We start from the raw sequence: 25,386 nt of genomic DNA on the forward strand, positions 1-25,386 counted from the left end.
ATTAACGGTCAAAAACTTCGGTAAACCTATACTAAATCGTACCCGCGGGAGTTATACTATACAGAAATTCGTGCCCCAAACCCTATGAAGAACTACCTGGTATTACTCCTGGGCTGCCTGCTTTATGTCCCGGCCGTGACCGCCCAGAACTCACCGGATTGCCGGTCGGCCATCCCGGTCTGCGCGGATACCGTGCGCACGTGGTTTGCAGACGGCGGGGGCGATATCGACGATTTTGACCCGGACGTCATCCGCCAATCGGGTTGCCTGGAAAAAGGCAGCAATACTTCTGCGAATATCGAGAACAATACGTCCTGGTTTGTTTTCCGGGCGGGTACCGGGGGGCAGATAGGCTTTGATATCGAGGCGCTTCCGGGAGCGTCGGGGACTGTGACCGCTGAATGGGACTTTGCCCTGTACGGCCCGGATGTGGATTGTGCGGATATCAGCAATGGCACGGCCCAGCCCATCCGGTGCAACTACGAGGTGAACGACACCAATTTTACCGGGGTGGGCATCAACCCGGAAAACGGGCAGGTTGGCGCACCCCACCTGACGGGGAGCCAGAACACCTACGACGCGTTCCTCGAGGTACAACCCGGGGAAATCTACTACCTGCTCATCAACAATTACAACACAAATTTTGACGGGGACCCCGAACCCTTTTCGCTGACTTTTACCGGGAATTCGGTAAACACCAACCAGGACACGGCCCTGGACTGTACGCTTCGGGATGAATTCCTCGGCCTGGACATCACCGCCTGCGAAGGCGACCCGGATATCGTGCTGAGTGCCCTGAATTCCCCGGCGGGCCCGGATATTGCGGATATTGTCTGGTCGGTGGATTACGACGACGACGGCACGATCGACGCGACCCTCGCCTCGGGGCCCGGGGAAACCGAACTAACGGTCTCCAGCCCGGATTCCGGCCGGTATTTTGTGGAAGTCACCGCAACGACCTCGGAGGTGTATGCGGACGATATCCTGATTACCTTCTATGGGGAACCCCAACTGGACCGGGTGGACATCCTCGCGGATTTGTCGGACAGCAACAACATTGAGATCATCCCGGTGGGGAACGGGGATTACGAGTACGCCATCAACGGCGGGCCATTCCAGGAGTCCCCGATTTTCAACGACGTCCCCCCGGGGATCAACACGGTGGTCATCAACGACCGGAACGGATGCGGGACCACCGAACCCACCGAATTCCTGGTAATCGGCTACCCGAAGTTCTTTACCCCGAATGCGGACGGCATCCACGATACCTGGCACATCCTCGGGATTGAAGAGCTCACCGAACCGGTGGTGTTCATCTTTGACCGGTATGGAAAACTCCTCAAGCAGATTGACGAGACAAGTGTGGGATGGGACGGCAATTTCAACGGCCGGCCCCTCCCGTCTTCCGACTACTGGTTCCGCCTGGAATACAGCCGGGACGAACAGGGGGTCCTGGTGGCGAACCTGGTCCGGGCCCACTTTACGCTGAAGCGGTAGGATTTAAGCTGAAAACCGTCTAGCTGCGCTTTAGAAGTTCAGCGTATATCCCACGGTAACGTAATTGTTTACGCGGTTGATAAAAGCATCCCCCAGGCCGCCGTCGTAAAGCGCCTCGGTGACGTCCTGTTCGCTGCGGCTGTAGGAGAGGTCGAGCCGGTTGGGCCCCCAGCTGTAGCCAATACCGCCGGAATAAGCCTCCAGGTCTCCCCAGATTCCCTCCTCCTTATACGGACTCGTCTGGTAGCGGTACCCCCCGCGCAGGCTTACCCGGTCGATCCGGTATTCCCCGCCCAGGCGATAGGTGGAGACCCCGCCGAGTACTTCAGCCATATAAGCGTTTTCCGAGGCGAAATTGGCGTCGGATGCAGGGCGTAGCTCCGCGTTGGAGAAATCCTGGTAGTCGTAGTCAAAACTCAGTAACCCCTCGGGCCCGAATACCAGGGCGACACTCCCGGTAACCTTGGCGGGGGTTTTGATCGTATAGGTGTCAAAGAGGTTGATCACCCCCAGGTTGATATTGGTGACATTCGGGTTTTTGTCGGCAAAATCCGAATTGGCCGCCTGGGAGAAATCGTCCGTGAGGCGGTACCAGGTAGGGGACTGGTATGCCCCGCCGATCCGTACTACATCGCCCAGCCTGGCGATGGCGCCGATTTGCATGGAAAATCCGGACCCTTCGGTATGCAGGAAGCTGTCGAAGGTGGCCGACTGAATGGGGGAGCCCGCGTCGTAACCGCTTTCGTCCAGGAACGTCAGGCGCTCGTACAGGACGGAATGGAAATTCAGGGAAGCCCCCAGGTAGAAACTCTCCTGGTACTGGCCGGAAAAGTTCAGTGTAAACTTGCTGTTGTACCCGTTGGTACTCTGGATGTAGTCCTGGTTGACGGTGGAGTAGTCCGCATTGGAAAAATAGTCCGTATTCCCGTCGTCATCCGGGTCTACCGGGTCGATGAACCCGGCCTGGAAGCCGAGGAATGCCTGCTGGTCCGCAAACCCGAGGCTCGATCCGATATCCAGGTAGGCATCCACCACGGTTTCCCCTTCCCGGACGCGCAATGGCCCGAGCGGGACGCCCTGGGCAAAGTTCAGGAAGTATGTGTCGATACCGTTGGGGTTGCTGCCGATGATCCGGTAGGAGTCGTCAAAATTCTCCACCATGTCGTAATTCACCCCGAGGGCCAGTTTGTTCCAGGCTGCCCCTTCGGTGCTCTTGAACACGAATACGCCTCCAACCTGGTTGAGTTCTACCGCATTGAGCCCTTCCAGGGTGCCACCTGCAGGGCCAAAGCCGGCCGTATTGTCCCGGTTGTAGTTCCCGCCGGAGACGGTGAGGATGTTGTTGCTGAAGACGGCAGATCCGGCCGGGTTGATGTTCAGGGAGGACAGGTCGCCACCCAGGGCTCCAAAAGCCCCGCCCATTGCCTGGAAACGGGCCGATCCCTGGGTTTCTTCCAGGCCGTATCGGAGTACGTCGTTGACGGTCTGCGCGGTTGCGTTAACGCACAGGCCGAGCAGGATGAAAGTGAATATACGCTTCATTGGTGATGCTTTTTGATTATGAAAAGGGGATGATCGTTATATGCCGCCGCGTCCGCCGCTCCGGCCCCCGCTGCGACCCCCGGAAGAACGCCCTCCTGAAGACCGGCTGCTGCCGCCGCTGCTTCGCATACTGCCTGAAGACCGGCTACTGCCGCCGCTGCTGCGGAAACTTCCCGATGACCGGCTGCTGCTTCGGCCGCTGCTGCGGTAGCTGCCAGAAGACCGGCTGCTGCTTCGGCCGCTGCTGTACGTGCCCGAGCGCCCCCTGCTGGTCCTGCCGGACGAGTAACTCCGGTTCGGGGTGCTTCCCGAACGGTTGTATCCCGAGGATCGGCTATACCCCCTAGATGACCCGCTGTAAGAACGGGAACTCCTGGAGTTGCCATAGGACGGGGAGGTCCGGGTAGACCTGCTGGAGCGATACGCCCGGTTGCGGGCGGCCGCGTCCAGGTTGGAGCGCGACCTGGCTGCAGAATACCGGCCATTGCGATTCAGATTGGAGCGTCCGCTGTTTGTGCGGTATTGCGAGGTGGTCCGCGCCGCAGAACTGTACCTGGCGTTGCGGGTTACCCCGGGATTCCGGTTGTAGAGCCCCCGGCGCCCGGAGTTATAGGCATAGGCGTTTCGGTAGAAACCATTGCGCCAGTAGCGGTTCCCCCAGTATCCGGCGTACCCGTAGTACGGGCTGTACCAGTTGCCCCAGCCCCAGTAGCCATTCCAGCCCCAGTTGTTCCAGCCCCAGCCCCAACGGTTCCAGCGCCAGGAATTCCATCCCCAGCCCCAGTTGTTGAAGCCCCAGCCAGCCCCCCAGGGGGAATACCAGCCACCAAAGGCCCACGGGCTGCCCCAGGCCCAGTTGTTCCAACCCCAGTTGTTGTAGCCCCAGCCGCCTCCGTAGACGTTCACTGTGAGGTTGCCGCCCTGGTCGCCCCAGGCCGGGTATCCTTCGTAGTCGTTGTTGTTTTCGGCAAAATAATCGTTCGGGTTGCCGATCAGGTTTTCGTCCGTATAGGCCAGGCTGTCCTGGTCCGAACTCGAATAGGAATCGATGTCGGTAAAGACCTCGCTGTCCAGCACTTCGCCGAGTTCGCGGGCGCGATCCCCAAAATAGGTTTCGTACGGGTCCGGCTCGGTATTTGGTGCCTGACGGGCAGGGGGAGCCTGGCGGGCAGGCGGGTTTTCGTAGCGCACCACGCGGTCTTCAGTACCATAAATGCCGTCCCGGTCGTAATACGAGGCGGATTGATAGGAACCGCAGGAAGCCAGAAGCAACCCAAACAGCCCGAATATCAGGGTGTTTTGAAGGTTGATGTGGGGTAGGGGTGGTCTCATGGGTGCAATTTTTTATTTATTGTTGAACATATTAAAAATAGTTAGTTTTGACGAACTATTTTCGTTAACAAAGTCACAATAGTTGTGCCAAACTACATTGAATGGGTAAAAATCTAACAACGCGCAGCGAGGATTATTCCAAATGGTATAATGAACTCGTGGTAAAAGCGGATCTGGCCGAAAACTCCGGCGTACGGGGATGTATGGTCATCAAACCCTATGGGTACGCCATATGGGAGAAGATGCAGGCCGCCCTGGACAAGATGTTCAAGGATACGGGCCACCAGAACGCCTACTTCCCGATTTTTATCCCGAAATCCTATCTGAGCAAGGAGGCCAGCCATGTGGAGGGCTTTGCCAAGGAATGCGCGGTTGTGACGCACTACCGGCTGAAAAATGCCGAGGACGGGAGCGGGATCGTCGTGGACCCGGAAGCCCGTCTGGAAGAGGAACTCATTGTCCGGCCCACATCCGAAACCATTATCTGGGATACCTACCGGCGTTGGATCCAGTCCTACAGGGACCTGCCGTTGCTGATCAACCAATGGGCCAATGTGGTCCGCTGGGAAATGCGTACGCGCCTGTTTTTGCGGACGGCAGAATTCCTCTGGCAGGAAGGGCACACGGCACACGCCACGGAGGCCGAAGCCATTGCGGAGGCAGAAACCATCCTGGACGTCTACGCCACCTTTGCCGAGGAGCATATGGCCGTACCGGTGATTAAAGGGACCAAGACGGCCGGGGAACGCTTTGCCGGGGCTGTGGAAACCTATTGTATCGAAGCCCTGATGCAGGATGGCAAGGCCTTGCAGGCAGGTACCTCCCACTTTTTGGGGCAAAATTTCGCCAAAGCCTTCGACGTGAAATTCGACAATACGGAAGGCCAGCAGGAATACGTCTGGGCAACTTCCTGGGGCGTTTCCACCCGCCTGATGGGGGCGCTGATCATGACGCACAGCGACGACAACGGCCTGGTGCTGCCCCCGAAACTGGCGCCGATACAGGTAGTGATCGTCCCCATCTACAGGGGGCAGGAGCAACTGGAGGCAATCAGTGCCGTGGTGAACCCGTTGGCGGCCCGGCTCCGGGATCGGGGCATCTCCGTAAAATACGACGACCGGGACACCCATAAGCCCGGATTTAAATTCAACGAATACGAATTGAAGGGCGTCCCTGTACGCCTGGGTGTGGGGCCGCGCGACCTGGCGAACGGCACCTTTGAGGTGGCCCGTCGGGATACGCTGGAGAAACAAGTGGTCCCGGCAGAGGGCATTGAGGAGTATATCGGCAACCTGCTCGGCGAAATGCAGGATGCGATTTATCAGCGCGCGAAGGACTTCCGGGATGCCGGCATCACCGAGGTGGATACCTATGAGGAATTCAGGGAAGTGATCGCCACCACCGGGGGGTTCGTTTCGGCCCATTGGGACGGGACCGACGAGACCGAAGAGCGGATTAAGGAGGAGACCAAGGCGACGATCCGCTGCATCCCGCTCGACCCGAAACCGGATCCGGGAAATTGTATTCGAACCGGGAAACCCTCGCCCTACCGGGTGCTTTTTGCCAAAGCGTATTAGGGTTTAAAAAAACTTTGCCAGTTGTTGGCAGGCAAAAAAAATATTGTATTTTTGCACCTGCCTAATTACAAGGTGCGTTTGGCAACCAGCCGGTTAAGCCGGCCGGCCGCCTACTGAAATATGGCCCGTTCGTCTAGGGGTTAGGACGCCAGGTTTTCATCCTGGTAACAGGGGTTCGATTCCCCTACGGGCTACAAATGGTTTTTCAGCGGCTTTGCCGCCGGGGAAAACCGCCCTTTGAAATATTCGGCCCGTTCGTCTAGGGGTTAGGACGCCAGGTTTTCATCCTGGTAACAGGGGTTCGAATCCCCTACGGGCTACCAGGAAAATAGAGACTATAAAGCGAATTTAGAATTCATGGCAAATCATAAGTCAGCATTAAAGCGCATCCGCAGGAACGAATCTGTGCGTCTGCGCAACCGCTATCAGCACAAGACCACGCGTAATGCAATCAAGAAGTTGCGTTCGGAGACCGATAAGAAAAGCGCCGAAGCCCTTCTGCCCTCAGTGGTCAGCATGATTGATAAACTGGCCAAGCGGAATATCATCCATTCCAACAAAGCGGCCAACCTCAAGAGCAAGCTTACCAGGCAGGTTGCCGGGCTGTAAAAGCGCTTTTTGATACCGAATTGGAACCCCGTTTCGCAACCCCGTTGCGAAACGGGGTTTTTGTTTTGTGTCCCCGGTTAAGGGCTCGATCCATTATTCCCCCCATTCCCGCCGTGATTGCGATTACCCGGTTTTCGGAGTCGTTTCATCCGGATAAATCCCACAAGGAAGCAGCCGTACATGCAATAGATCAACGCCAGGTGTACCGGCCGCGTCCATGCCGCGTATTCGGCCTCCCCGACGGCCACCTGGAAGCGGTGCAGGTTTATCGGCAGGTACCCCAGGTGGAAAACCAGCAGGCCGATACTGATCCAAACCAGCAGGTCCCGCCAGAACAAATCCCGGTTCGCCAGGTGGAATTCCTGAAACAAATAGCCGGCAGAAGAAACGATGAGCAACACCCCGCCTGCCGTATAGGCATAGGCCTGGGATACGGTGGAAAAGTCGTGCTGCCAGGCATTCCAAAGACTTACCCCGACAAATAGCCCGAGCCCGGCGGCCTTGACCCAATCCATGCGGAGGGCCGTGATATACCGGTGATAGAGGATGTAAAAGAATACAACCAGGACCAGGCTGTAAATATTGTAGATGAGCCAGTTGTTGTTGTAGTACATCTCCCGGATCACGATACTGAATGCATCGTAGTCCCTGACGATGATCCCCACCGTTTCGGTGAGCAGCGTATAGGCAAAAAAGACCGGCAGGTACCGCGCAGGGGTATCGTAATATCGGGGAAAACGATAAACGGCCAGGCCCAGTACCAGGGCGTATAACCCGAAAAAAACAAATTCAGCAAGGTCGTCCAGTAGTTCCAATCTCAGTTGCTCAGGAATACGCGCTGAGGCCGCATCCGCCATAAGCCTACCAAGATACACCCGTACATCACAAAAATCAACACCTGCAGGATCCGGGTTACCACCACCGGGTCCATCAGGCCGGTGGGTGCATGCATGTTGCGATAGATGGTTATCGGGATAAACCCTGAATAGAAAATGGCGATGCCCAGAGAAATCCACGACAGCAGGTCCCGGTCGGTAAATGCCCTCCCGGAAACAGACCGGCGGTATATAAGGTACATCATTGAGGAAACCACCAGCACAGCAGACCCGGTAATATAGGTTCCCAGCTGGACCTCATACTGGAAGCTCTGGTACAGCGGGTTGATTAGTGCCGCAATGGCAAGGAGGGTCGAGCCGATGAGGATTGCGGTCCGCGCCGCCCGCCAGGGGATTACCCGGTAGTAGACGAAAAAAAAGTACCCGCAAAAGATCAACAGGTAGACATTGTATATCAACCAGTTGTAATAACTGAAGAACTCATTCAGGAAAATGCTGAATTCCGTAAATTCATAGGTGATGATCCCCAGGATTTCAGTGGCCAGCGTATAGGTAAACAACACCGGAAGCAGCCGCAACAGCGTATCAAAATAGCGCGGGTACCTCCATATTGCCAGGAATACGGTGACCAGATAAACCGGGAGGAACGGATATTTCAGCAGGAGCGAAATTGGGTTGACCTCCATATATCAGGCGCTATTAGGTATTAGTTGTGTGGCGGCGGCGCAGACCCGCCAAAATTCATGATCAGGCTCCCCCCGTCCTGGAGAGTGGCCGGCGCTGTGGGCAGCGACAGGAAAGCAGCTTCCGAACGTTCCATGCCGTCCTGATCCATCCCGGAACCCTGGCCTTTCACGGGCTGCAGATCCAGGCTCAGATACCCTGCGGTTCCGTCCGGGCGGATATATAGGCCAAATTGTTCATCGCGTTCCTTGTCGGGTTGGGCCGCGGGGACCAGGAAAACGGTATTCTGCCGGGGATGCACGTGTCCGCCGCTTTCCGGGTTGTTTCCGAAATACACGCGAAGGCTCGAAATATCCGTCCCCGCCTTTTGGGCCTCCTGCTCGATATACTGCATATATTGCTTCAGGTTGGCGTAGTCAAAGGCTACATAACGGGCAACGGCAAATGCAGAATCCACTCCTTCCGCCCGCAGCAGGGAATCCTCGTACTGGCGGATCAGCGGGGCGCGCCGCTTGCTGTAGAGTTCAAAATCGATCCGCGCTTCCTCCAATGTAATAATGCCCTCCGGGGCATTTACCATTTCCTGCTGTCCGGGATCATCCCCCGGGGGGGTGCCGGATTGCTCCCCGCAGGAAACAAAGATGAGGAGCAGGAAAAACGAAAAAATCTGGAAGCGTTGAAAATTCCGGGTAGTCTGGGAAAGCGGCATGGCTAGATGTTTAAATGGTTTGATGTCTCGACCTAAAATTACTATAAAAACCCCGTTTTTTTGATGCCATCCGTAAAGCCAGCCCTGCCGATTATACATAAAAAAGCCCCGACGATACCGCCGGGGCTGAATTTTGAGCCTGTTGCCCTTATTCGTTCATGGTCATCAGGAATTCCTCGTTGCTCTTGGTTTGCTTGATGCGGTTTTCCATGAATTCCATGGCCTCGATGGGGTTCATATCGGCCAGGTATTTCCGGAGGATCCACATGCGTTGCGTGGTGGTATCGTCCAGGAGCAGGTCGTCCCGACGGGTGCTAGAAGCCACCAGGTCGATGGCCGGGAAAATCCGGCGGTTGGAGATGCGGCGGTCGAGCTGCAGTTCCATGTTGCCGGTACCCTTAAATTCTTCAAAGATGACTTCGTCCATTTTGGACCCGGTTTCCGTCAGGGCCGTGGCGATGATGGATAGGGAGCCCCCGTTTTCGATGTTCCGGGCTGCCCCGAAAAAACGCTTGGGCTTGTGGAGCGCATTGGCATCCACACCCCCGCTGAGTACTTTCCCTGAAGCGGGTTGCACCGTATTGTAAGCCCGCGCCAGGCGGGTAATACTGTCGAGCAGGATCACCACGTCGTGGCCGCATTCCACCAGGCGTTTGGCTTTATCGATCACGATGTTCGCCACGCGAACGTGCTCGGTGGCTTCCTTGTCAAAAGTGGACGCCACCACTTCTCCGCGGACGTTGCGCTGCATGTCGGTAACCTCTTCCGGGCGTTCATCGATCAGCAGGATGATCTGGTAAACCTCCGGGTGGTTGGCGGCAATCGCGTTGGCGATGTCCTTGAGGAGCATCGTCTTACCGGTTTTGGGCTGGGCGACGATCATCCCCCGCTGGCCTTTTCCGATCGGGCAGAACAGGTCGATGATCCGCGTGGAAATATTGCTCTGGCGATCTGCCAGGTTGAATTTTTCTTTCGGGAACAAGGGGGTCAGGTGTTCAAAGGAAACCCGGTCCCGGACAACCTGGGGGTCCAGGCCGTTGATTTTATTCACCTTGATCAGGGGAAAATATTTCTCGCCTTCCTTGGGAGGGCGTACGTTCCCCAGGACTGTATCCCCGGTTTTCAGGCCAAACAGCCGGATCTGGGACTGGGACACATAGATGTCGTCCGGTGACGAGAGGTAGTTGTAATCGGATGAGCGCAGGAAACCGTAGCCGTCGGACATGATATCCAGGACGCCTTCGCTTTCGATGATGCTGTCGAATTCGTATTCGGGCTGCTTGTACTTGTTTTTCTGGCTATTGTCGTAATTGCCATTGTTGCGCTTGTCGCCGCCGGAATTATCCTTTTTACGGGACTCGCGCTTGGGGCGGTCCTTGTTGTCGGAGGAGGCGTCGCCCTTTGACTTGCTGCGATTGTCGCGCCGGCGATCGTCTTTGTTATCGCCCCGCCGACTCCGTGAGTCCTTGCGGTTGTCTTTGTTGTCGTTGTTGTCGCTGCTGTCGCCGGTTTCTTTCTGAGCCTCGGACTCCTGCCCGTTGCTTTTGTGGCGGGACGATCCGCTGTCTTTTTTGGGGGAGCGACCGCGCTGGTTCTGGCGGGGTTTGCCGGAATCCCTGGAGGCGTCATCGGCGCCTTGGGTATCTTTGTTGTCTTCGGCAGTTGCTTCCTGGGCGTGCTCGCGGACGGCTGCAGGATTGGAAGCCTGGAGGTCCAGGATCTGGTAGACCAGATCGAGTTTTTTGAGGCTGCGGTATTTGGGGACATTCAGGTTTTTAGCTATGTCCTGAAGCTCTGGAAGCTTCTTAGCCTTCAATTCGGAGATTTCAAACATGTAAGAAATAAAATAGGTTATACGATGGATCCAGTACTGTTATAAGTAAGTAGGATTGAAGAAGTGTTATTCGGATATTGCCTGGGCCAGAATGCCCGCTTGGTAGGTGCTATAACTAATAACTTTGCAATATTACGAAATATTTTTCAATAATTCAGCAATTTACCGCTGGAAATAGCAGCTCTGCCATAAGCTTTGGGCTGGGGTTGAAGCGGTTAGCAGAACGGCAGCGTTGTTGCGGAAGATTTGAACCGGATATTGCATCCATTTCGCAGGATTCTGTTTATTTTTGCTGTCCGTTACGCTTAGTTCATAGATATGATACAACGCATCCAGACGGTTTATTTGCTGCTGGTGGCACTGGCCACCGGGGTTCTGCCGTTCTGGGTGAATCTTTGGACACAGAGCGACGGCACCGCGGTCTACGCACAGGGCGAATTGTGGATCTCCCTTGCGTTTTACGCATCGGCCCTGTTGGCGGTTGTTTCCATGCTGCGGTTTAAAAACAGAAAATCACAGTTCGTATTGAATCGTTTCAATATGCTGCTGAACCTTTTTTTACTAGGATTCTTCGTAATCCGGGCACTAAATCTATCCGGAGAAACCCAGGTTTCAGAGAAGGGTATTGGGATGCTCATCCCCGTTTTTTCTATCGTTTTTTTAGTCCTGGCCAACAGGGCAATCAAGCGGGATGAGGACCTCGTAAAATCTGTGGACCGGTTGCGGTAGACCTTTTATCTTAGTAGTATTAGTGCGATGGACCCCGGCAGCAATGCCGGGGTTCTTGCATTTTGGTGCCTGGCAGCGTATGGGTCATGTGCAGGCATCCCGCTACTCCGGAGATGGGATTTCCAACCTGTAGACCGAGGATTATGGCTGGAATATTCGGCGCCCCAGGAGGCCTGCTTAAGGATCACCGTGTCCCCATGGAGGAACCAGAACCCGCGGCTTCGGTGTACCCCATGTGCCAGTTCTATGTATGAGCTGCGTTCGTAAGTGGAATCGGCGGATATCCGGATCCGGTGCAACTGCATGCCAATTTTTGAAGTGTACGTACCCGGGACAGGTTGCGCAATGAGGTCTGCCGCGATCAAAAATAAAAGCATTAAGAGTACAAATGGCTTGCCCAAGCATGGTGGATTTACCTGAAAGATAGGACAATAGTCCGAAGGCAAATAATTCTTGCGCCCCCTGATAAATATCAGCTTGCAATCCTTCCGTTGGCTGTAGATTTGAGCATAAGGAACCCTTGCAGAGGTTGGTGTGAAAAAAGTAATTGAGTATAACTATAGTTTTTAGTAAATTGAACCAATAAAACGTATACAATGGGAAAATTTGAAGTCAAAACAGACAAAGCGGGGAAATACCGCTTTAACCTGAAATCCGGAAACGGGCAGGTGATCTTGAGCAGCCAGGGATACAGTTCCAAGGAAGCTTGCGAGAACGGCATCGAGTCGGTCAAAAAGAATTCGCAGAACGATGCCATGTTCGAGCGGGACCAATCCAGCAGCGGAAAACCTTTTTTCAATCTGAAAGCCGCCAACGGCCAGGTGATTGGGTCCAGCCAGATGTATTCCAGCGCCAGCGCCATGGAAAACGGGATTCAATCCGTCAAGAAAAATGCACCGGGAGCAGACGTCGTTGAGGCATAATCCGTGACAGGCCAACGGGATGGGAGGCAAAACCCGTCCCTGACAAATGGATAAAGGAAGCAATTTTGCTTCCTTTCTTTATTGGTAACCGCTTGATTGCCCTGCCGGCAATGTTTGTCGATACCGCAGGACCCCAACCCAGAATAGCAGACCCGGTACTCCGCCGATGCGCTGCAAATTCCTATTTTTGCACTCCAAATTTTCCAAACCGATTCTGCACGCATGACCCGCATCCTGTTGCTTTCCGATACGCATAACCACATCGACGACCGCATTTGTGCATACGCCCGGGAAGCGGATGAGATCTGGCATGCCGGGGACATCGGTTCGCTGCGGATTACAGATACCCTCCGGGCAATCAGGCCCGTCCGGGCGGTGTACGGGAATATCGACGGCAAGGAGGTACGGGGGGAATTCCCGCTGGACGCTCGTTTTATGTGCGAGGAGGTCCCGGTCTGGATCACCCATATAGGTGGGTACCCGAAGCGGTACGAGCCGCGCGTCAGGGAGGAAATCAGGCGGGACCCGCCCAAACTCTTTATCAGCGGCCATTCGCACATCCTCAAGGTGCAGTTCGACAAGGACCTGGACCTTTTGCATATGAACCCGGGGGCCTGCGGCAAGGCGGGGTTCCACCAGGTGCGGACGATGCTGCGCTTTGCCATCGACGGGACCGATATCCGGGATCTGGAGGTGATTGAGCTCGGGAAGCGGGGGTAGGGGGTGTCCCACCCCGCCCCATTTACAAGATAACCTCTCAGGCTGCAAAGGCCCGGCAGGCCCCGATCCATTTCGGAACTTCCTATCTTTGATTTGAAATTGATTCAACGCATGCGATTTTTCCTGGAAATTTCCTACCTCGGTACTGCCTATCACGGATGGCAAAAGCAGCCCAATGCCCTCGCCATACAGGAAATCCTCGAGGACCGTATGGGAAAACTGCTGGGGAACGGCCCCATCGACCTGGTCGGAGCCGGGAGAACGGATGCCGGGGTGCATGCGCGCCAATTGTTCGCCCATTTTGACCGGGATGCTGCGCTGCCGTCCGGCTTTGTCCACCGCCTGAATGCCTTCCTCCCTGCCGACATCGCGGTGAAAGGAGTCTACGAGGTGGCGCCCAATGCCCATGCCCGTTTCGACGCCACCGGCCGGACCTACGAATACCACCTGGTGCGGGAAAAGGATCCGTTCCGGGAGGGTCTCGCCTATCAGTTTCAGGGGGAGCTGGATTTTGGGGCCATGAATCGTGCGGCCGCTTCCATGCTCGGGTACGGGAACTTTAAAGCGTTTTCCCGTTCCAAAAGCGATGTTAAGACCTACAATTGCGACCTGAGGGAAGCCCGTTGGGAGGAAGGCGACGGCGTCTGGGTATTTACCATTTCAGCAGACCGTTTCCTCCGGAACATGGTGCGGGCGGTTGTGGGGACGCTGCTGGAAGTAGGGAAGGGCCGCCTGGATGCAGAGGGTGTTAAGACAATTATAAAAAGCCAGGATCGATCCGAGGCGGGGGTTTCCGTACCTGCAAAAGGCCTATATTTGACGCGTATTACGTATCCCGATACTCTTTTTCTCCATGGCCAAAGAAACCGGTAAAGCTTTCGATCTGACGCTCTTCAGGCGCGTGATGGCTTTTACCCGTCCCTACAGGGCCACCTTTCTCGGAACCGCATTTGCCGCCATCCTGCTTACCGCTTTTGCCGTGGTGACCCCCATGCTGCTCCGGGAGATCATCGACAACGCGATTAAAGTCCAGGACCAGCCCTATCTGCTCAACCTGTGCCTGGCAATGCTCGGCGTGCTTATCGGGCAGGTGGTCTGCCAGTTGCTCTTTACTTATTACGCCAACTGGTTGGGGGAGTCCGTCATCCGGGATATGCGGGTGAAATTGTTCAGGCGGATGCTGGGCTTTCGGATGGAATACTACAACAAGTCGTCCATCGGGGTATTGGTTACCCGCGCGGTGGCCGATATGCAGCGGATTGGCGAAATCTTTTCCCAGGGTTTCTTTATGATTGTGGCAGACCTGTTGAAGATGCTGGCAGCCTCGGCGGTGATGCTCATCTGGAACTGGCGCCTGGCTTTGATCGTCTTTGCCATCCTGCCGATTATCCTGTACGCTACCCGGGTATTCCAGAAGAAAATGAAATCCGCTTTTGCGGAAGTGCGGGCTCAGGTGTCCCGCCTGAATTCCTTTGTACAGGAACGCCTGACCGGAATGAAAATCGTGCAGCTGTTCAACCGCGAGGCAACTGAAAGCCGGAAGTTCCGGGATATCAACAAAAAACATCAGGACGCCTGGCTGAAAACCGTCTGGTACAACTCTTTTTTCTTCCCCATTGCAGAAATCGTCACTTCCATCGCTATCGGGTTGGTAGCCTGGTACGGAGGCTTGCAGAATATTTCAAATATCCAGACCGAAAACATGGGGATCATTTTCGGTTTTATCCTGCTGATTGAAATGCTCTTCAGGCCGCTGCGGCAGATAGCGGACAAGTTCAATACGCTGCAGATGGGCATGGTGGCTGCCGGAAGGGTTTTCGGTATTTTGGATACGGAGAGCCGGATAGAAGACGCCGGAACGCTTAACCTGGACCACGTGGAGGGCGCCATTGAATTTAAGGACGTGCATTTCAGCTATGTGCCGGACGAAGAAGTACTCCACGGGATTTCCTTTTCCGTGCAACCCGGGGAGAAGGTGGCCATCGTAGGTGCCACGGGCGCGGGAAAATCCACCATCATCAACCTGCTCAACCGCTTTTACGACATCCAGTCCGGGGAAATCCGGATTGACGGTACGAACATCCGGGAGTACCAGCTGGCCTCGCTTCGGGGGAACATCGCCGTGGTCCTCCAGGATGTCTTCCTGTTTGCCGATACCATCGGCAACAACATCACGCTCCAGGACCCGGAGATCCCGCAGGAGGATATCGAATCGGCTGCCCGGGCCATCGGCGTCCACGAGTTTATCAGCAGCCTGCCCGGGGGATATAGCTACAATGTGAAGGAGCGCGGCAGCATGCTCTCCAGCGGGCAGCGCCAACTCATCGCCTTCCTGCGCGCCTATATGCGGAACCCGGGCATCCTGGTCCTGGACGAGGCGACCTCCTCGGTGGATACCTACACGGAGCAACTCATCCAGAAGGCCACGGAAAAAGTCACGGAGGGGCGCACCTCCATCATCATTGCCCACCGCCTGGCGACGGTGAAGAAAGTGGATAAAATTTTAGTGATGGATGCCGGACACATCGTGGAAACGGGGACCCACAAAGAGCTCCTCAAAAAGAAGGGTTACTACAGCAAACTCTACGAGGCCCAGTTTATGGCCGAGGAGGAACTCGCCTGAGGCGGGTCGTTCCCGGGAACAACCGGCAATCCGATTATTTATCGATTGGCCTGAAATCCTCCAGGCTCACTTCCCCCGTAAGGAAGAACACCATGTTCAGCCCGAGTGACAGGGCCAGGTATCCCAGGAAAAACAGCAGCAGGAAAATAATGGACCGGCCCAGGCCGGAGGCCAGGGAATAGGTGCCCAGCCGCAGGAACGCCCAGAGCGAATACCCGAACATAAAGAGCATCATTATAAGGGAATACTGTATATAATGTTCGGGTAGGAATAGCATAATCAGAAGCGATGGTAAAAAGGTCAGGATGGAGATATGGGCCAGCGCATAGGACGATGCTACCATGTATTCGGGCAGGTTGTAGTCCTGCCTGTTCAGGGTGAGGTAGCCGGAACATCCGATAATCGGTATATAGAGCAGGAAGACGAAGCTGCTGTATTCCATGACGGCATCCATAATTTTCACGGAGGCGGCGTTGGTCATCCCGGTCCCGAAAATGTCAAAATTGATCCTGTCCATGGCAAACTTGCGCATCGCATAAAACATAGCCCCGGAAATAAAGATCGCCAGCCCCAGGTAGTTGAGCGGGTTCATGTACTTGCGCCGGATTCCGGCAACGTAGGCGTGGATGACGTGTTCCGGGCGGACGGTCAGGTCCCGGATGGTCCGAAAAATCGTGTTGTCGATGTTGAAGACGCGTTCGTAGACGTCAGCGGCCAGGTTCCGGAACGTGAGCCTTTTCTGGACAACGCGCGCCCCGCAGGTGGGGCAATAGGCAAAATCGGTCCGCAGGTTGCTATCGCAATTTTTACAGTTCATTTCGCGCGATGTTACGTCAGGTCTTTCCGGATCATTTTCCCGAGTTCCTCGAGGTCTTTGAACAGGACGAATTCCCCGTTTTTGATATAGGAAATCAATCCGGTTTCCTCGCTGACCACCAAGGCCAGGGCGTCGGTCCGTTCGGTGATCCCCACGGCTGCCCGGTGCCTGAGGCCGAAGCGCTGCGGGATGGAGCGCTCCCGGGAGACCGGGAGGATGACCCGGGTGGCGACGATGTAATTCCCCTTGATGATGGCGGCCCCGTCGTGGAGCGGGCTGTTCTTGTAAAAAATACTTTCCAGGATGGGCTGGTTGACTTCAATCTGCATGCTGTCCCCGGAGGATTTGATAAAGTCCAGGGAGGTATCCCGCTCAATGACCAGAATCGCTCCCGTACCTGTTTTGCCCATTTTTTCACAGGCACCCATCAGGGCATCCACATCCAGGGCCAGGCTGATGCCGTCCTGTTTCAGGAATTTGAAGTGTTTGACAAAGCGACGCTGCTTGGCGAAATTGGTAGAGCCGATCACCAGGAGGAATTTGCGGATCTCCTGCTGGAAAACGATGATCAGGGCAATCAGGCCCACCTGCATAAAGCCGCCCACCATGCTGCTGGTCATGCGCATATCCAGGAGTTGGGTAAACTTCCAGAAGGCCCAGATGATCACGATGCCGATAAAGATATTGATGGCTACCGTGCCGCGGACGAGCCGGTAGAAGTAGTAGAGCAGGATGGCGACAAGCAGGATATCAATCAGGTCGGTGATGCCGAAATCCAGAAAGTTTAAAAAGTCCAATCCGCGCTGCTTTTTGTAAAAGTAGAAAAATTACCAGAATACCGACGGGATTGCGCTGCCTATTGCGGGCTCCCGATTGCCTGCCAGAGGTGGATGCACTCCCTGGCGGCAGCCGCGTCGTGCACGCGCAGGATGGAAGCACCCCCAAAAAGGGCTGCCATATGCAGGGCGGTAGTGCCGTTCAGGGCCTCGTCCGGGGTAATCCCCAGGGTTTTCCATATCATGGACTTCCGGCTGAGCCCCACCAGGATCGGGACGTCCAACACCCCGAAATGCCGCAGTTTGCCAAGGAGTTCAAAATTCTGTTCCCGGGTCTTGGCGAAGCCGAAGCCCGGGTCTGCGAGGACATCGACAATTCCCAGTTCCCTGGCGGCCAGCAGCCGGCCGGAAAGGTATTCGAGCACCTCCGTCACCAAATGGTCGTAGTCGGTGAGCCCGGACATGGTGGCCGGGGTACCCCGCATGTGCATCAGGATCACAGGCACCTGTTTTTCAGCGAGCAGCGGCAGCATCTTCGGGTCTGCCTCCCCGGCGGTTATGTCGTTGATCAGGGCCGCCCCCGCCCCGAGGGTTTCCCGGGCTACCCGGCTCCGGAATGTATCCACCGAAATCCGCGCCTCCGGGAATTCCCGGGCCAGCTTTTCCACCAGCGGGACCACGCGCCCGAGTTCTTCGCTCTCACTGACCTGCCCCGCTCCGGGACGCGTGCTGTAACCGCCCACGTCCAGGAAGTCGGCACCTTCGCCCAGCAGTTGTTCTGCCCGGAGCATGGCTGCCCGTGGGTCTGCAAATCGTCCGCCGTCGTAAAACGAATCCGGGGTTGAATTGAGGATGCCCATAATCCGCGGGGTCGAAAGATCCAGCAGCTTTCCATTGCAGCAGATGGTCATAAATCGAGGTTTTTTGGCCCGGCTCCGGCAAAAATCCCGTGAAAACAGTACTTTTGACAGGTGCGTTAACCCGCCGAAATTACGCAAATTCGAGCAACCCATGAAGGAAACTTCCAGAGCCTACGACGCTGTCATCGCCACGTGCCGGGACCTGTTCCGCCGCAAGATGAACGATTACGGCGCTGCCTGGCGCATCCTGAGATTGCCCTCCCTGACGGACCAGATATTTATCAAGGCCCAGCGGATCCGCAGCCTGCAGGAGCACGGGGAGCGCAAAGTGGACGAAGGGGAACTGGCGGAATTTATCGGGATCACGAATTATGCGATTATGGCCCTGATCCAGTTGTCCCGTGGGGTTGCCGACCAGCCGGACCTGGAACCGGAGGAGGCCCTTTCCCTTTACGACGCTCAGGTGGCCCGGACCAAGGCGCTGATGGAAGCCAAGAACCACGACTACGGGGAAGCCTGGCGCGACATGCGAATTTCCTCCCTGACGGATTTGATATTGCAGAAGCTCCTGCGGGTTAAGCAAATTGAAGCGAACCTCGGGAAAACCGAAGTGAGCGAGGGAGTGGAAGCCAATTACCAGGACATGATCAACTATGCGGTCTTTGCCCTGATCCATCTGGAAGAAAGCGCGGAAAAACCCAATCAAGCATGAAATACCTTGTGCACCTGGCCCGCGTACTGGTCGGGCTCCTGTTTATCGTCAGCGGATTTATCAAGCTCAATGACCCGGTGGGCTTCTCCTTCAAACTGGAGGAGTACTTCAGCCCACCCGTGCTGGACCTGCCGTTTTTGGAACCTTATGCCCTGGCCATTGCCCTCTTTGTGGTGGTCCTGGAAGTCATACTGGGGGTGACGCTGCTGTTGGGCTATCTGCGCAAGCCCACGCTCTGGACGCTCCTGGCGACCATCGTATTCTTTACGTTTCTCACGCTATATTCGGCCGTGACGGGCAAGGTGACGGATTGCGGGTGCTTCGGGGACGCCCTGAAACTCACGCCCTGGCAGTCCTTTTACAAGGACGTCGCCCTGCTGGTGCTCATCCTGGTTCTGCTGGCGGGCAGTAAGTACATTAATCCGATAGGGAGCCGGCTCTTCCGGGCAGGGGCAACTGCCCTGGCCCTGGTGGCTTGTATCCTGTTTGCCAACTACGTGTTGAACCACCTTCCCTGGATCGATTTCAGGCCCTACCATATTGGCGCCAGCATCCCGGAGGGGATGGTCATCCCGGAAGACGCCCCGGCCCCGGTCTACGAATACGACTGGAAGTTCCGGATAGACGGGGAAGAACAAATTATCACCACCAATGGGGAATACCCGGAGGTGGAGGGGGAATTCGTAGAAGTGGCGGATACCCGTGAGATCCGGGCGGGTTACGAGCCTCCCATCCACGATTTTACCCTGGAGAGGGAAGGGGTGGACTACGCCGGAGAAATCCTGACCCGGCCGCAACTGCTGATGGTCATCTCCTACGACCTGGACAAGAGCCATGCCCCGGCGTTTAAAGCCCTCGCCCGCTACACGGATTCCGCGGCCGCATTGGGGTATTCGGTAATCGGCATGTCGGCCTCCTCCCAGGAGGCGGTCGATGCCCTCAAGGCCGCAAACGGGCTGGACTTCCCGTTTTATTTTTCGGACCAGACTACCCTGAAGACCATAGTGCGCTCCAACCCGGGGGTCCTCAGGCTCGAACGGGGCATCATTCGCCAGAAGCTCCATTACAACGACCTGGAGGAGCTGGAACTGCAACCCCTGACGGAAGCGGCACGGTATAACATGCCCCTGAAGAAAAGCCTTGACAGCATCATGGAGCTCGACCAGAAATACCGGGCCGAGGCCCATCAGGGCGATTTCTCGAACTGGGGCCTGCAAATGGAAATCGACAGTTCGAACATCGCCTGGATCGATTCTGTTATTGCGGTCAACGGTTACCCCGGTAAGAGTCAGGTTGGCGGGGAAACATCCAAAGCGGCGTGGTACGTAATCCAGCATTCCAACCGAATCGATGAATTTCTGCCCCAGATCGAAGGGGCTGCGCGGGCCGGGGAGCTGCCTTTCCGCCTGTATGCCATGATGCTGGACCGCCAGTTGATGAGGCAGGGAGAACCCCAGATATACGGGACACAGGGCACGTCATTTTACATGGGTTCCCCCCCGGAGAAAGTTGATATGATCTGGCCCGTGGCCCAACCCGGGAAGGTAGACAGCCTCCGGAAGGCCGCAGGATTTGACCAGCCCCTGGAAGATTATGGAAGGGAATTATTTGGCGAAGATTTTGTGTACAGGAACTATACAATCGAACAGGCCCGGGAAATGTGGGCGAAACAAAACATCCAACAATAAAACCGAAACGCAATGAGATCTAATATCGTAGCCGGAAACTGGAAAATGAACAAAACGGCCTCCGAGTCGGAAGCCCTGCTGGACGAACTGGCCGCCAAGCTGCCGGACTGTTCGGCGGAGGTGATGGTCGCGCCCGTATTCGTCAACCTGGCCGAAGCGGTCAGGCGCCTGGAACATTCTAAAATCGAGGCGATTGCCCAGAACATGCACTTTGCGGATTCCGGGGCCTACACCGGGGAAGTTGCCGCGGATATGCTGCTCGGCATCGGGGTAGATACGGTCATCCTCGGGCATTCCGAGCGGCGGGCGTATTTTGGCGAGGACGACGACTTGCTAGCCAAAAAAGTGGGGCAGGCCATTGAAAAAGGCATGCGGACCATCTTCTGCTTTGGGGAAGAGCTCAAGGACCGGCAAGCCGGGAAGCATTTCGAAGTGGTAGAATCCCAGTTGAAGAACGCCCTGTTCCAGCTGCCGGAGGAAGCCTGGGGGCGGATCGTCCTGGCGTATGAGCCCGTCTGGGCTATCGGCACGGGAGAAACCGCCAGCCCGGAACAGGCCCAGGAGATGCATGCATTTATCCGTAAAATTGTGTCCGACGCCTACACGGATGCGGTGGCCCAGAAAGTTTCCATCCTTTATGGCGGCAGCGTCAAGCCCGGGAACGCCGCCGAGATCTTTTCCAAGCCCGATGTAGATGGCGGGCTGATCGGCGGGGCCTCCCTCAAGGCGGATGACTTTGTGGCCATTATCAAGGCCATCGGATAGGTGTGTAAACCGTTCCTATGTATATCTGTTGTTCCCTGACCCTGAAACCGCTGCAGCCGGCTTCGGAAATATTCATAGCGGCACTGGGGGAACTCGGGTTTGAGAGTTTCGAGGAAACCCCCACAGGGCTCAAGGCCTATATCCGGGAGGAAGACTGGGATGAGCAGGCACTGGCCGGGGTACCTTACTGGTCGTCCCCGAAATGGGAAGCTTCCTTTGAGATTACCCGGGTGGCCCAGCAAAACTGGAATGCGCTCTGGGAAGCGGATTATCAACCCATCCAGGTGGGCGACCGGTGCGTGGTGCGGGCCCCGTTCCACCCGGATCCGCCGGCCGGAACGGATTTTGACCTGGTCATTTCCCCAAAGATGAGTTTTGGAACAGGCCACCACCAGACCACCTGGCTGATGCTCCGATACCTCCTGGACATGGACCTGAATGGGAAAGCCCTCCTGGATATGGGTTCCGGGACAGGCGTATTGGCCATCCTGGCTGCGCGGCGGGGTGCCCGACCCGTCCTGGCCGTGGACATCGATCCCTGGTCGGCAGAGAATTGCCGGGAGAATGCAGCCCGGAACGGGGTGCCGGAAATCGAGGCGGTCCTCGGGGATGTTCGGGCCATCCGTGGCAGGGATTTCGATTGTATCCTGGCGAATATCAATAAGAATATACTTCTGGAGGACCTTTCGGGCTATGCGACCTCCCTGCGGGAAGGCGGGGAACTTTTGCTCAGCGGGTTTTACCGGGCCGACCTCCCGGATATCCGCGAAGCCGCTTCCCGCCACGGGCTGGAATTCAAGGATTTCCGCGAACGGGAAAACTGGGTTGCCGCCCGGTTTGGGAAGTTCTGATTTCGGGCCGACCGACAGGGCTCTTGCTGACGGATTCGGAATGGGGCACCGGATGTTTTGCAAAAACATTTTGCCGTAAGCCCTTTTTTTGAGGGGAATGCAAATCCGCAAACCCGACGAATTGCGGGAAATTTTTTTTATTATATTCGTATCAAACCCCTTGGATATGAGTACGAAGGAACGCTTGCAGGAAGAATTGCTGGTAGAAGACAAGCAAAAACACCTGAGTGAAATTGTGCTGTTCAACGACGAGGTGAATACTTTTGACCACGTCATCCAAACCCTCATCGACGTCTGCGAGCATACACCCGAACAAGCCGAACAGTGTTCCCTGATCGTACACCACAACGGCAAATGCACCGTTAAAACAGGGGAATTCAGCGACCTGAAACCGCGATGCACCCGACTGCTGCAAGCTGGCCTGAGCGCCGAAATCGTCTGAGAACCATTCTGATATATTTTATCGATATTTGGTAAAAACCAACGATCGATGCGCGCTCTTTCCTTTCTCCTGCTATTTACACTTTGTACTGCAAACGTTTCCTATTCGCAACAACCGGCCGGGCAGTCAGCCGATGCTGCAACCGCACGGGATGCGTTTATCAGGGATTTGCTCTCGCGGATGACCCTGGAGGAAAAGGTCGGGCAGATGAACCAGTACAACGGTTTCTGGGATGTCACCGGGCCGGTCCCGGAAGGCGGCGATGCCGAGCGTAAATACGAAGACTTGCGGAGTGGCCGGGTGGGCTCCATGCTGAATATCACCAACACCTCGGATACCCGTAAACTCCAGGAGGTAGCCGTTAAAGAAACCCGGTTGGGCATTCCGCTGATTTTCGGGCAGGATGTGATCCACGGGTTTAAGACCATCAGCCCAATTCCCCTTGCCGAGGCCGCCAGTTGGGATCTGGAGGCAATCCGGAAATCCGCGGAACTCGCTGCCCGGGAAGCAGCGGCGTCCGGGATTCACTGGACCTTTGCCCCCATGGTGGATATTTCCCGCGATCCCCGTTGGGGGCGTGTTATGGAGGGTGCCGGGGAAGACCCATACCTCGGGAGTCGGGTTGGGGTGGCCCGGGTCCGCGGTTTCCAGGGGGACGATTTGTCCGACCCGCTGACGATAGCGGCCTGCCTGAAACATTTTGCAGGGTATGGCTTTGCCGAAGGGGGGCGCGATTACAATACGGCCGATTTCGGTTTGTCCACCCTGTATAACGTGGTGCTTCCGCCGTTTCAGGCCGGGGTGGATGCCGGGGCTGCGACGGTCATGAACTCCTTTAACGTATTGAACGGTATCCCGGCAACCGCCGACGCCTTCCTCCAACGGGATATCCTGAAGGCCGCCTGGGATTTTCAGGGATTTGTGGTCTCCGATTGGGGGTCCATAGGAGAGATGATCCCCCATGGCTACGCCCGCGACCGGAACGAAGCAGCTCTGCGGGCTGCGGTAGCCGGTTCGGATATGGATATGGAAAGCGGTATGTACCTGACGGAGCTGCCGGAACTTGTCCGGGACGGCAAAGTGCCGGAAAGCCTGGTAGACGAGGCCGTTTTGCGAATTCTGGGATTGAAATACGACCTGGGGTTGTTTGCCGACCCGTACCGGTACGCGGATGCAGAGCGGGAGAAACGCATCCTCTCGAATCCTGCGCGCCTGGAGACCGTCCGGGATATGGCGCGAAAATCCATCGTCTTGCTCAAGAATGAAGGAGGTGTGCTGCCCCTGTCAAAAAATGGCGGTTCCATTGCCCTGATCGGCCCGCTTGCATCGGATAAGGACAGCCCCCTGGGCAGCTGGCGCCTAACGGCCGAACCGAATTCCGCGGTTTCCGTCCTGGAAGGGATGCAGGCCTATAGCGGAAATACACTGGCATATGAACGGGGGGTACCCCTGGCAGAAGGGGAGACTGCCTTTGTCTTCGAAACTAAAATCAATACCACCGACCGGAGCGGGATCCCCGCCGCCGTGGAACTTGCCCGGAGCTCGGAAACCGTCGTGATGGTCCTTGGGGAACACGGTTTTCAGTCGGGGGAGGGGAGGAGCCGGGCCGCACTCGGACTGCCGGGCCTGCAGCAGGAGTTGCTCGAAGCGGTCCATGCGGTGAACCCGAATATCGTCCTGGTATTGATGAACGGCCGTCCGCTGACCATCAACTGGGCGGCTGAGCATGTGCCGGCCATCCTGGAAGCCTGGCACCTGGGTACGGAGAGCGGCCACGCCATTGCCGAGGTGTTATACGGGGACTACAACCCAAGCGGGAAGTTGCCCATGACGTTCCCGAAATCCGTCGGGCAGATTCCGGTGTATTACAGCCACCTGGCCACCGGCCGGCCGGAATACCCGGGGAACGACCTGGTGTTCTGGTCCCACTATATCGATCAGGTCAATGAACCCCTCTATCCGTTCGGGCACGGGTTGAGCTATTCGGACTTCCGCTATGCCGACTTAAAGTTGCAAACGACGGAAATCCGGCCCGGGGGTTCCCTGGAGGTCAGCGTTCGACTCGAGAATGCCAGCGATACGCCGGGAACCGAAATTGTCCAGCTCTACGTCCGGGATCACTTTGGCTCCCGGGCCCGGCCGGTTCGCGAACTCAAGGGCTTTGAAAAAGTATTCCTCGAAGCAGGCGGATCTGCGGAAGTTTCCTTTACGCTGTCGGCTGAAGATTTGGCATATTATACGGCAGGTGGCACGTGGGAAGCGGAGCCCGGCCGGTTCAGTGTCTATGTAGGGGGAAGTTCCCGGGCCAGCCTCCATGCAGACTTCACCCTGACGGAATAGCCATCCAAAACTGCGTAATTCTGTGGTTGGGCGCTATTGTTTTGTATAAATTTCCGCCTGTAATTCAGGCAGGACCTCCCCAATGGTATTGGTGAGGGTTTCCGCCTCGCTGTCAAAGGTAAACTGGGTTACCACCCCGGATCCGTCGGCAAGACGAAGCGTGTTTCCCACCAGATCCCAGTTGCCGGAAGCCAATCGGATTTGGTCCGAGCAGAAGAATTTAAAGAGGCCGCCCGTAATGGTGGTGATTATCACGTCATTCCCGCTAAAACTCCAGGTATTGTCGCTTCGGATGGTGATCCGCGCATTGACGCAGGGCAACTCATCCAGAATGTTTGAGGTGGTCGTTCCATCTTCGTCAATGTCCTGGGCCGGGCTGATGCGCAGTTCGGTCAGTTCCCAGGTTCCGGGTACCAGTTCCAGGTTCGGGTCCGGCCCGCTGCCGCCGTCATCGTCGGAACAACCCAGGGCGCAGGCAGCCATCACGAATACAAACAGATACTTTTTCATAGGCAATTTT

General features: G+C 56.1%; 24 protein-coding genes and 2 tRNA genes. 16 read left to right on the forward strand and 10 right to left on the reverse strand.

From position 1 onward, the window contains the following. Positions 1 to 84 precede the first annotated feature (84 nt). Complete coding sequence (locus RB2501_RS07035; RefSeq protein WP_015754073.1) at positions 85 to 1,497, forward strand: T9SS type B sorting domain-containing protein; 1,413 nt, start codon at positions 85 to 87, stop codon at positions 1,495 to 1,497. Between the two features lie 30 nt (positions 1,498 to 1,527). On the opposite strand, the gene RB2501_RS07040 is transcribed toward RB2501_RS07035, so the two are convergent. Together RB2501_RS07040 and RB2501_RS15770 are read right to left on the reverse strand one after the other, a co-directional pair. Then, positions 1,528 to 3,039, reverse strand: a complete 1,512-nt coding sequence (locus RB2501_RS07040; protein WP_015754074.1) for an OmpP1/FadL family transporter — start codon at positions 3,037 to 3,039, stop codon at positions 1,528 to 1,530. Positions 3,040 to 3,075: 36 nt separating this feature from the next. Continuing rightward, entirely contained in the window at positions 3,076 to 4,371 is a 1,296-nt protein-coding gene (locus RB2501_RS15770; RefSeq protein WP_015754075.1) for a hypothetical protein, read from the reverse strand. Between the two features lie 101 nt (positions 4,372 to 4,472). Between RB2501_RS15770 and proS the strand changes: the two genes are divergently transcribed. From proS to rpsT, 4 genes are all read left to right on the forward strand, one after another. After that, complete coding sequence (gene proS, locus RB2501_RS07050; RefSeq protein WP_015754076.1) at positions 4,473 to 5,948, forward strand: proline--tRNA ligase; 1,476 nt, start codon at positions 4,473 to 4,475, stop codon at positions 5,946 to 5,948. Between the two features lie 122 nt (positions 5,949 to 6,070). Beyond that, positions 6,071 to 6,142 (forward strand) — tRNA-Glu (locus tag RB2501_RS07055). Positions 6,143 to 6,196: 54 nt separating this feature from the next. Continuing rightward, a tRNA-Glu gene (locus RB2501_RS07060) sits at positions 6,197 to 6,271 on the forward strand. Between the two features lie 34 nt (positions 6,272 to 6,305). Further along, positions 6,306 to 6,557, forward strand: a complete 252-nt coding sequence (rpsT, locus tag RB2501_RS07065) for a 30S ribosomal protein S20 (protein WP_015754078.1) — start codon at positions 6,306 to 6,308, stop codon at positions 6,555 to 6,557. A 77-nt stretch (positions 6,558 to 6,634) separates the two neighbouring features. Here the strand turns inward: rpsT and RB2501_RS07070 are convergent, their stop codons facing one another. The 4 genes from RB2501_RS07070 to rho all read right to left on the reverse strand — a co-directional run bounded on the left by RB2501_RS07070 (position 6,635) and on the right by rho (position 10,620). Next, the gene (locus RB2501_RS07070) at positions 6,635 to 7,372 is read right to left on the reverse strand and encodes a hypothetical protein (protein WP_041327059.1); all 738 of its coding nucleotides are present in this window, start codon (positions 7,370 to 7,372) and stop codon (positions 6,635 to 6,637) included. A 2-nt stretch (positions 7,373 to 7,374) separates the two neighbouring features. Further along, entirely contained in the window at positions 7,375 to 8,079 is a 705-nt protein-coding gene (locus tag RB2501_RS07075; protein ID WP_015754080.1) for a hypothetical protein, read from the reverse strand. 20 nt (positions 8,080 to 8,099) lie between these two features. Continuing rightward, entirely contained in the window at positions 8,100 to 8,786 is a 687-nt protein-coding gene (locus RB2501_RS07080) for a hypothetical protein (RefSeq protein WP_015754081.1), read from the reverse strand. A 148-nt stretch (positions 8,787 to 8,934) separates the two neighbouring features. After that, positions 8,935 to 10,620, reverse strand: a complete 1,686-nt coding sequence (gene rho, locus RB2501_RS07085) for a transcription termination factor Rho (protein WP_015754082.1) — start codon at positions 10,618 to 10,620, stop codon at positions 8,935 to 8,937. Positions 10,621 to 10,938: 318 nt separating this feature from the next. Between rho and RB2501_RS07090 the strand changes: the two genes are divergently transcribed. From RB2501_RS07090 to RB2501_RS07115, 5 genes are all read left to right on the forward strand, one after another. Next, positions 10,939 to 11,349 carry a DUF4293 domain-containing protein gene (locus RB2501_RS07090; protein ID WP_015754083.1) on the forward strand — a complete coding sequence of 137 codons (411 nt, stop codon included), beginning with the start codon at positions 10,939 to 10,941 and terminating at the stop codon, positions 11,347 to 11,349. Between the two features lie 596 nt (positions 11,350 to 11,945). Continuing rightward, positions 11,946 to 12,272 (forward strand): YegP family protein, encoded by a 327-nt coding sequence (locus RB2501_RS07100; protein ID WP_015754084.1) that lies wholly within the window; start codon positions 11,946 to 11,948, stop codon positions 12,270 to 12,272. 222 nt (positions 12,273 to 12,494) lie between these two features. Then, positions 12,495 to 12,992 (forward strand): metallophosphoesterase family protein, encoded by a 498-nt coding sequence (locus RB2501_RS07105; RefSeq protein ID WP_015754085.1) that lies wholly within the window; start codon positions 12,495 to 12,497, stop codon positions 12,990 to 12,992. Between the two features lie 111 nt (positions 12,993 to 13,103). Continuing rightward, positions 13,104 to 13,865: a tRNA pseudouridine(38-40) synthase TruA gene (gene truA, locus RB2501_RS07110; RefSeq protein WP_015754086.1), complete on the forward strand. Its 762-nt coding sequence runs from the start codon at positions 13,104 to 13,106 to the stop codon at positions 13,863 to 13,865. After that, positions 13,846 to 15,615: an ABC transporter ATP-binding protein gene (locus RB2501_RS07115; protein ID WP_015754087.1), complete on the forward strand. Its 1,770-nt coding sequence runs from the start codon at positions 13,846 to 13,848 to the stop codon at positions 15,613 to 15,615. Before truA ends, RB2501_RS07115 begins: the two co-directional genes overlap by 20 nt. Before the next feature lie 34 nt (positions 15,616 to 15,649). Here RB2501_RS07115 and RB2501_RS07120 read toward each other — a convergent pair whose 3' ends face one another. Genes RB2501_RS07120 through folP form a run of 3 tightly spaced genes read right to left on the reverse strand, consistent with a single transcriptional unit; the run spans position 15,650 to position 18,119 of the window. Next, complete coding sequence (locus RB2501_RS07120) at positions 15,650 to 16,432, reverse strand: DUF3667 domain-containing protein (protein ID WP_015754088.1); 783 nt, start codon at positions 16,430 to 16,432, stop codon at positions 15,650 to 15,652. A gap of 11 nt (positions 16,433 to 16,443) precedes the next feature. Continuing rightward, positions 16,444 to 17,229 (reverse strand): diadenylate cyclase, encoded by a 786-nt coding sequence (locus tag RB2501_RS07125; protein ID WP_015754089.1) that lies wholly within the window; start codon positions 17,227 to 17,229, stop codon positions 16,444 to 16,446. A 59-nt stretch (positions 17,230 to 17,288) separates the two neighbouring features. Beyond that, positions 17,289 to 18,119 carry a dihydropteroate synthase gene (gene folP, locus RB2501_RS07130; protein ID WP_015754090.1) on the reverse strand — a complete coding sequence of 277 codons (831 nt, stop codon included), beginning with the start codon at positions 18,117 to 18,119 and terminating at the stop codon, positions 17,289 to 17,291. A 100-nt stretch (positions 18,120 to 18,219) separates the two neighbouring features. Here folP and RB2501_RS07135 point away from each other — a divergent pair, with 100 nt between their 5' ends. The 6 genes from RB2501_RS07135 (at position 18,220) to bglX (ending at position 24,866) form a co-directional block, all read left to right on the forward strand. Further along, positions 18,220 to 18,780 carry a DUF1599 domain-containing protein gene (locus RB2501_RS07135; RefSeq protein ID WP_015754091.1) on the forward strand — a complete coding sequence of 187 codons (561 nt, stop codon included), beginning with the start codon at positions 18,220 to 18,222 and terminating at the stop codon, positions 18,778 to 18,780. Further along, positions 18,777 to 20,468, forward strand: a complete 1,692-nt coding sequence (locus tag RB2501_RS07140; RefSeq protein WP_015754092.1) for a BT_3928 family protein — start codon at positions 18,777 to 18,779, stop codon at positions 20,466 to 20,468. The genes RB2501_RS07135 and RB2501_RS07140 overlap by 4 nt, the downstream gene beginning before the upstream one ends. Before the next feature lie 12 nt (positions 20,469 to 20,480). Continuing rightward, on the forward strand, positions 20,481 to 21,233 hold the full coding sequence (gene tpiA / locus RB2501_RS07145; protein WP_041327061.1) for a triose-phosphate isomerase: 753 nt from the start codon (positions 20,481 to 20,483) through the stop codon (positions 21,231 to 21,233). 17 nt (positions 21,234 to 21,250) lie between these two features. Then, positions 21,251 to 22,084 (forward strand): 50S ribosomal protein L11 methyltransferase, encoded by an 834-nt coding sequence (gene prmA / locus RB2501_RS07150; protein ID WP_015754094.1) that lies wholly within the window; start codon positions 21,251 to 21,253, stop codon positions 22,082 to 22,084. A 166-nt stretch (positions 22,085 to 22,250) separates the two neighbouring features. Then, positions 22,251 to 22,526: an ATP-dependent Clp protease adaptor ClpS gene (locus RB2501_RS07155; protein WP_041327588.1), complete on the forward strand. Its 276-nt coding sequence runs from the start codon at positions 22,251 to 22,253 to the stop codon at positions 22,524 to 22,526. A gap of 48 nt (positions 22,527 to 22,574) precedes the next feature. Beyond that, positions 22,575 to 24,866, forward strand: coding sequence for a beta-glucosidase BglX (gene bglX, locus RB2501_RS07160; RefSeq protein WP_015754096.1), 2,292 nt, complete (start codon positions 22,575 to 22,577; stop codon positions 24,864 to 24,866). A 33-nt stretch (positions 24,867 to 24,899) separates the two neighbouring features. On the opposite strand, the gene RB2501_RS07165 is transcribed toward bglX, so the two are convergent. Next, on the reverse strand, positions 24,900 to 25,376 hold the full coding sequence (locus RB2501_RS07165) for a hypothetical protein (protein ID WP_015754097.1): 477 nt from the start codon (positions 25,374 to 25,376) through the stop codon (positions 24,900 to 24,902). Positions 25,377 to 25,386: the final 10 nt, after the last annotated feature.

The organism is Robiginitalea biformata HTCC2501, assembly GCF_000024125.1.
GTDB lineage: Bacteria > Bacteroidota > Bacteroidia > Flavobacteriales > Flavobacteriaceae > Robiginitalea > Robiginitalea biformata.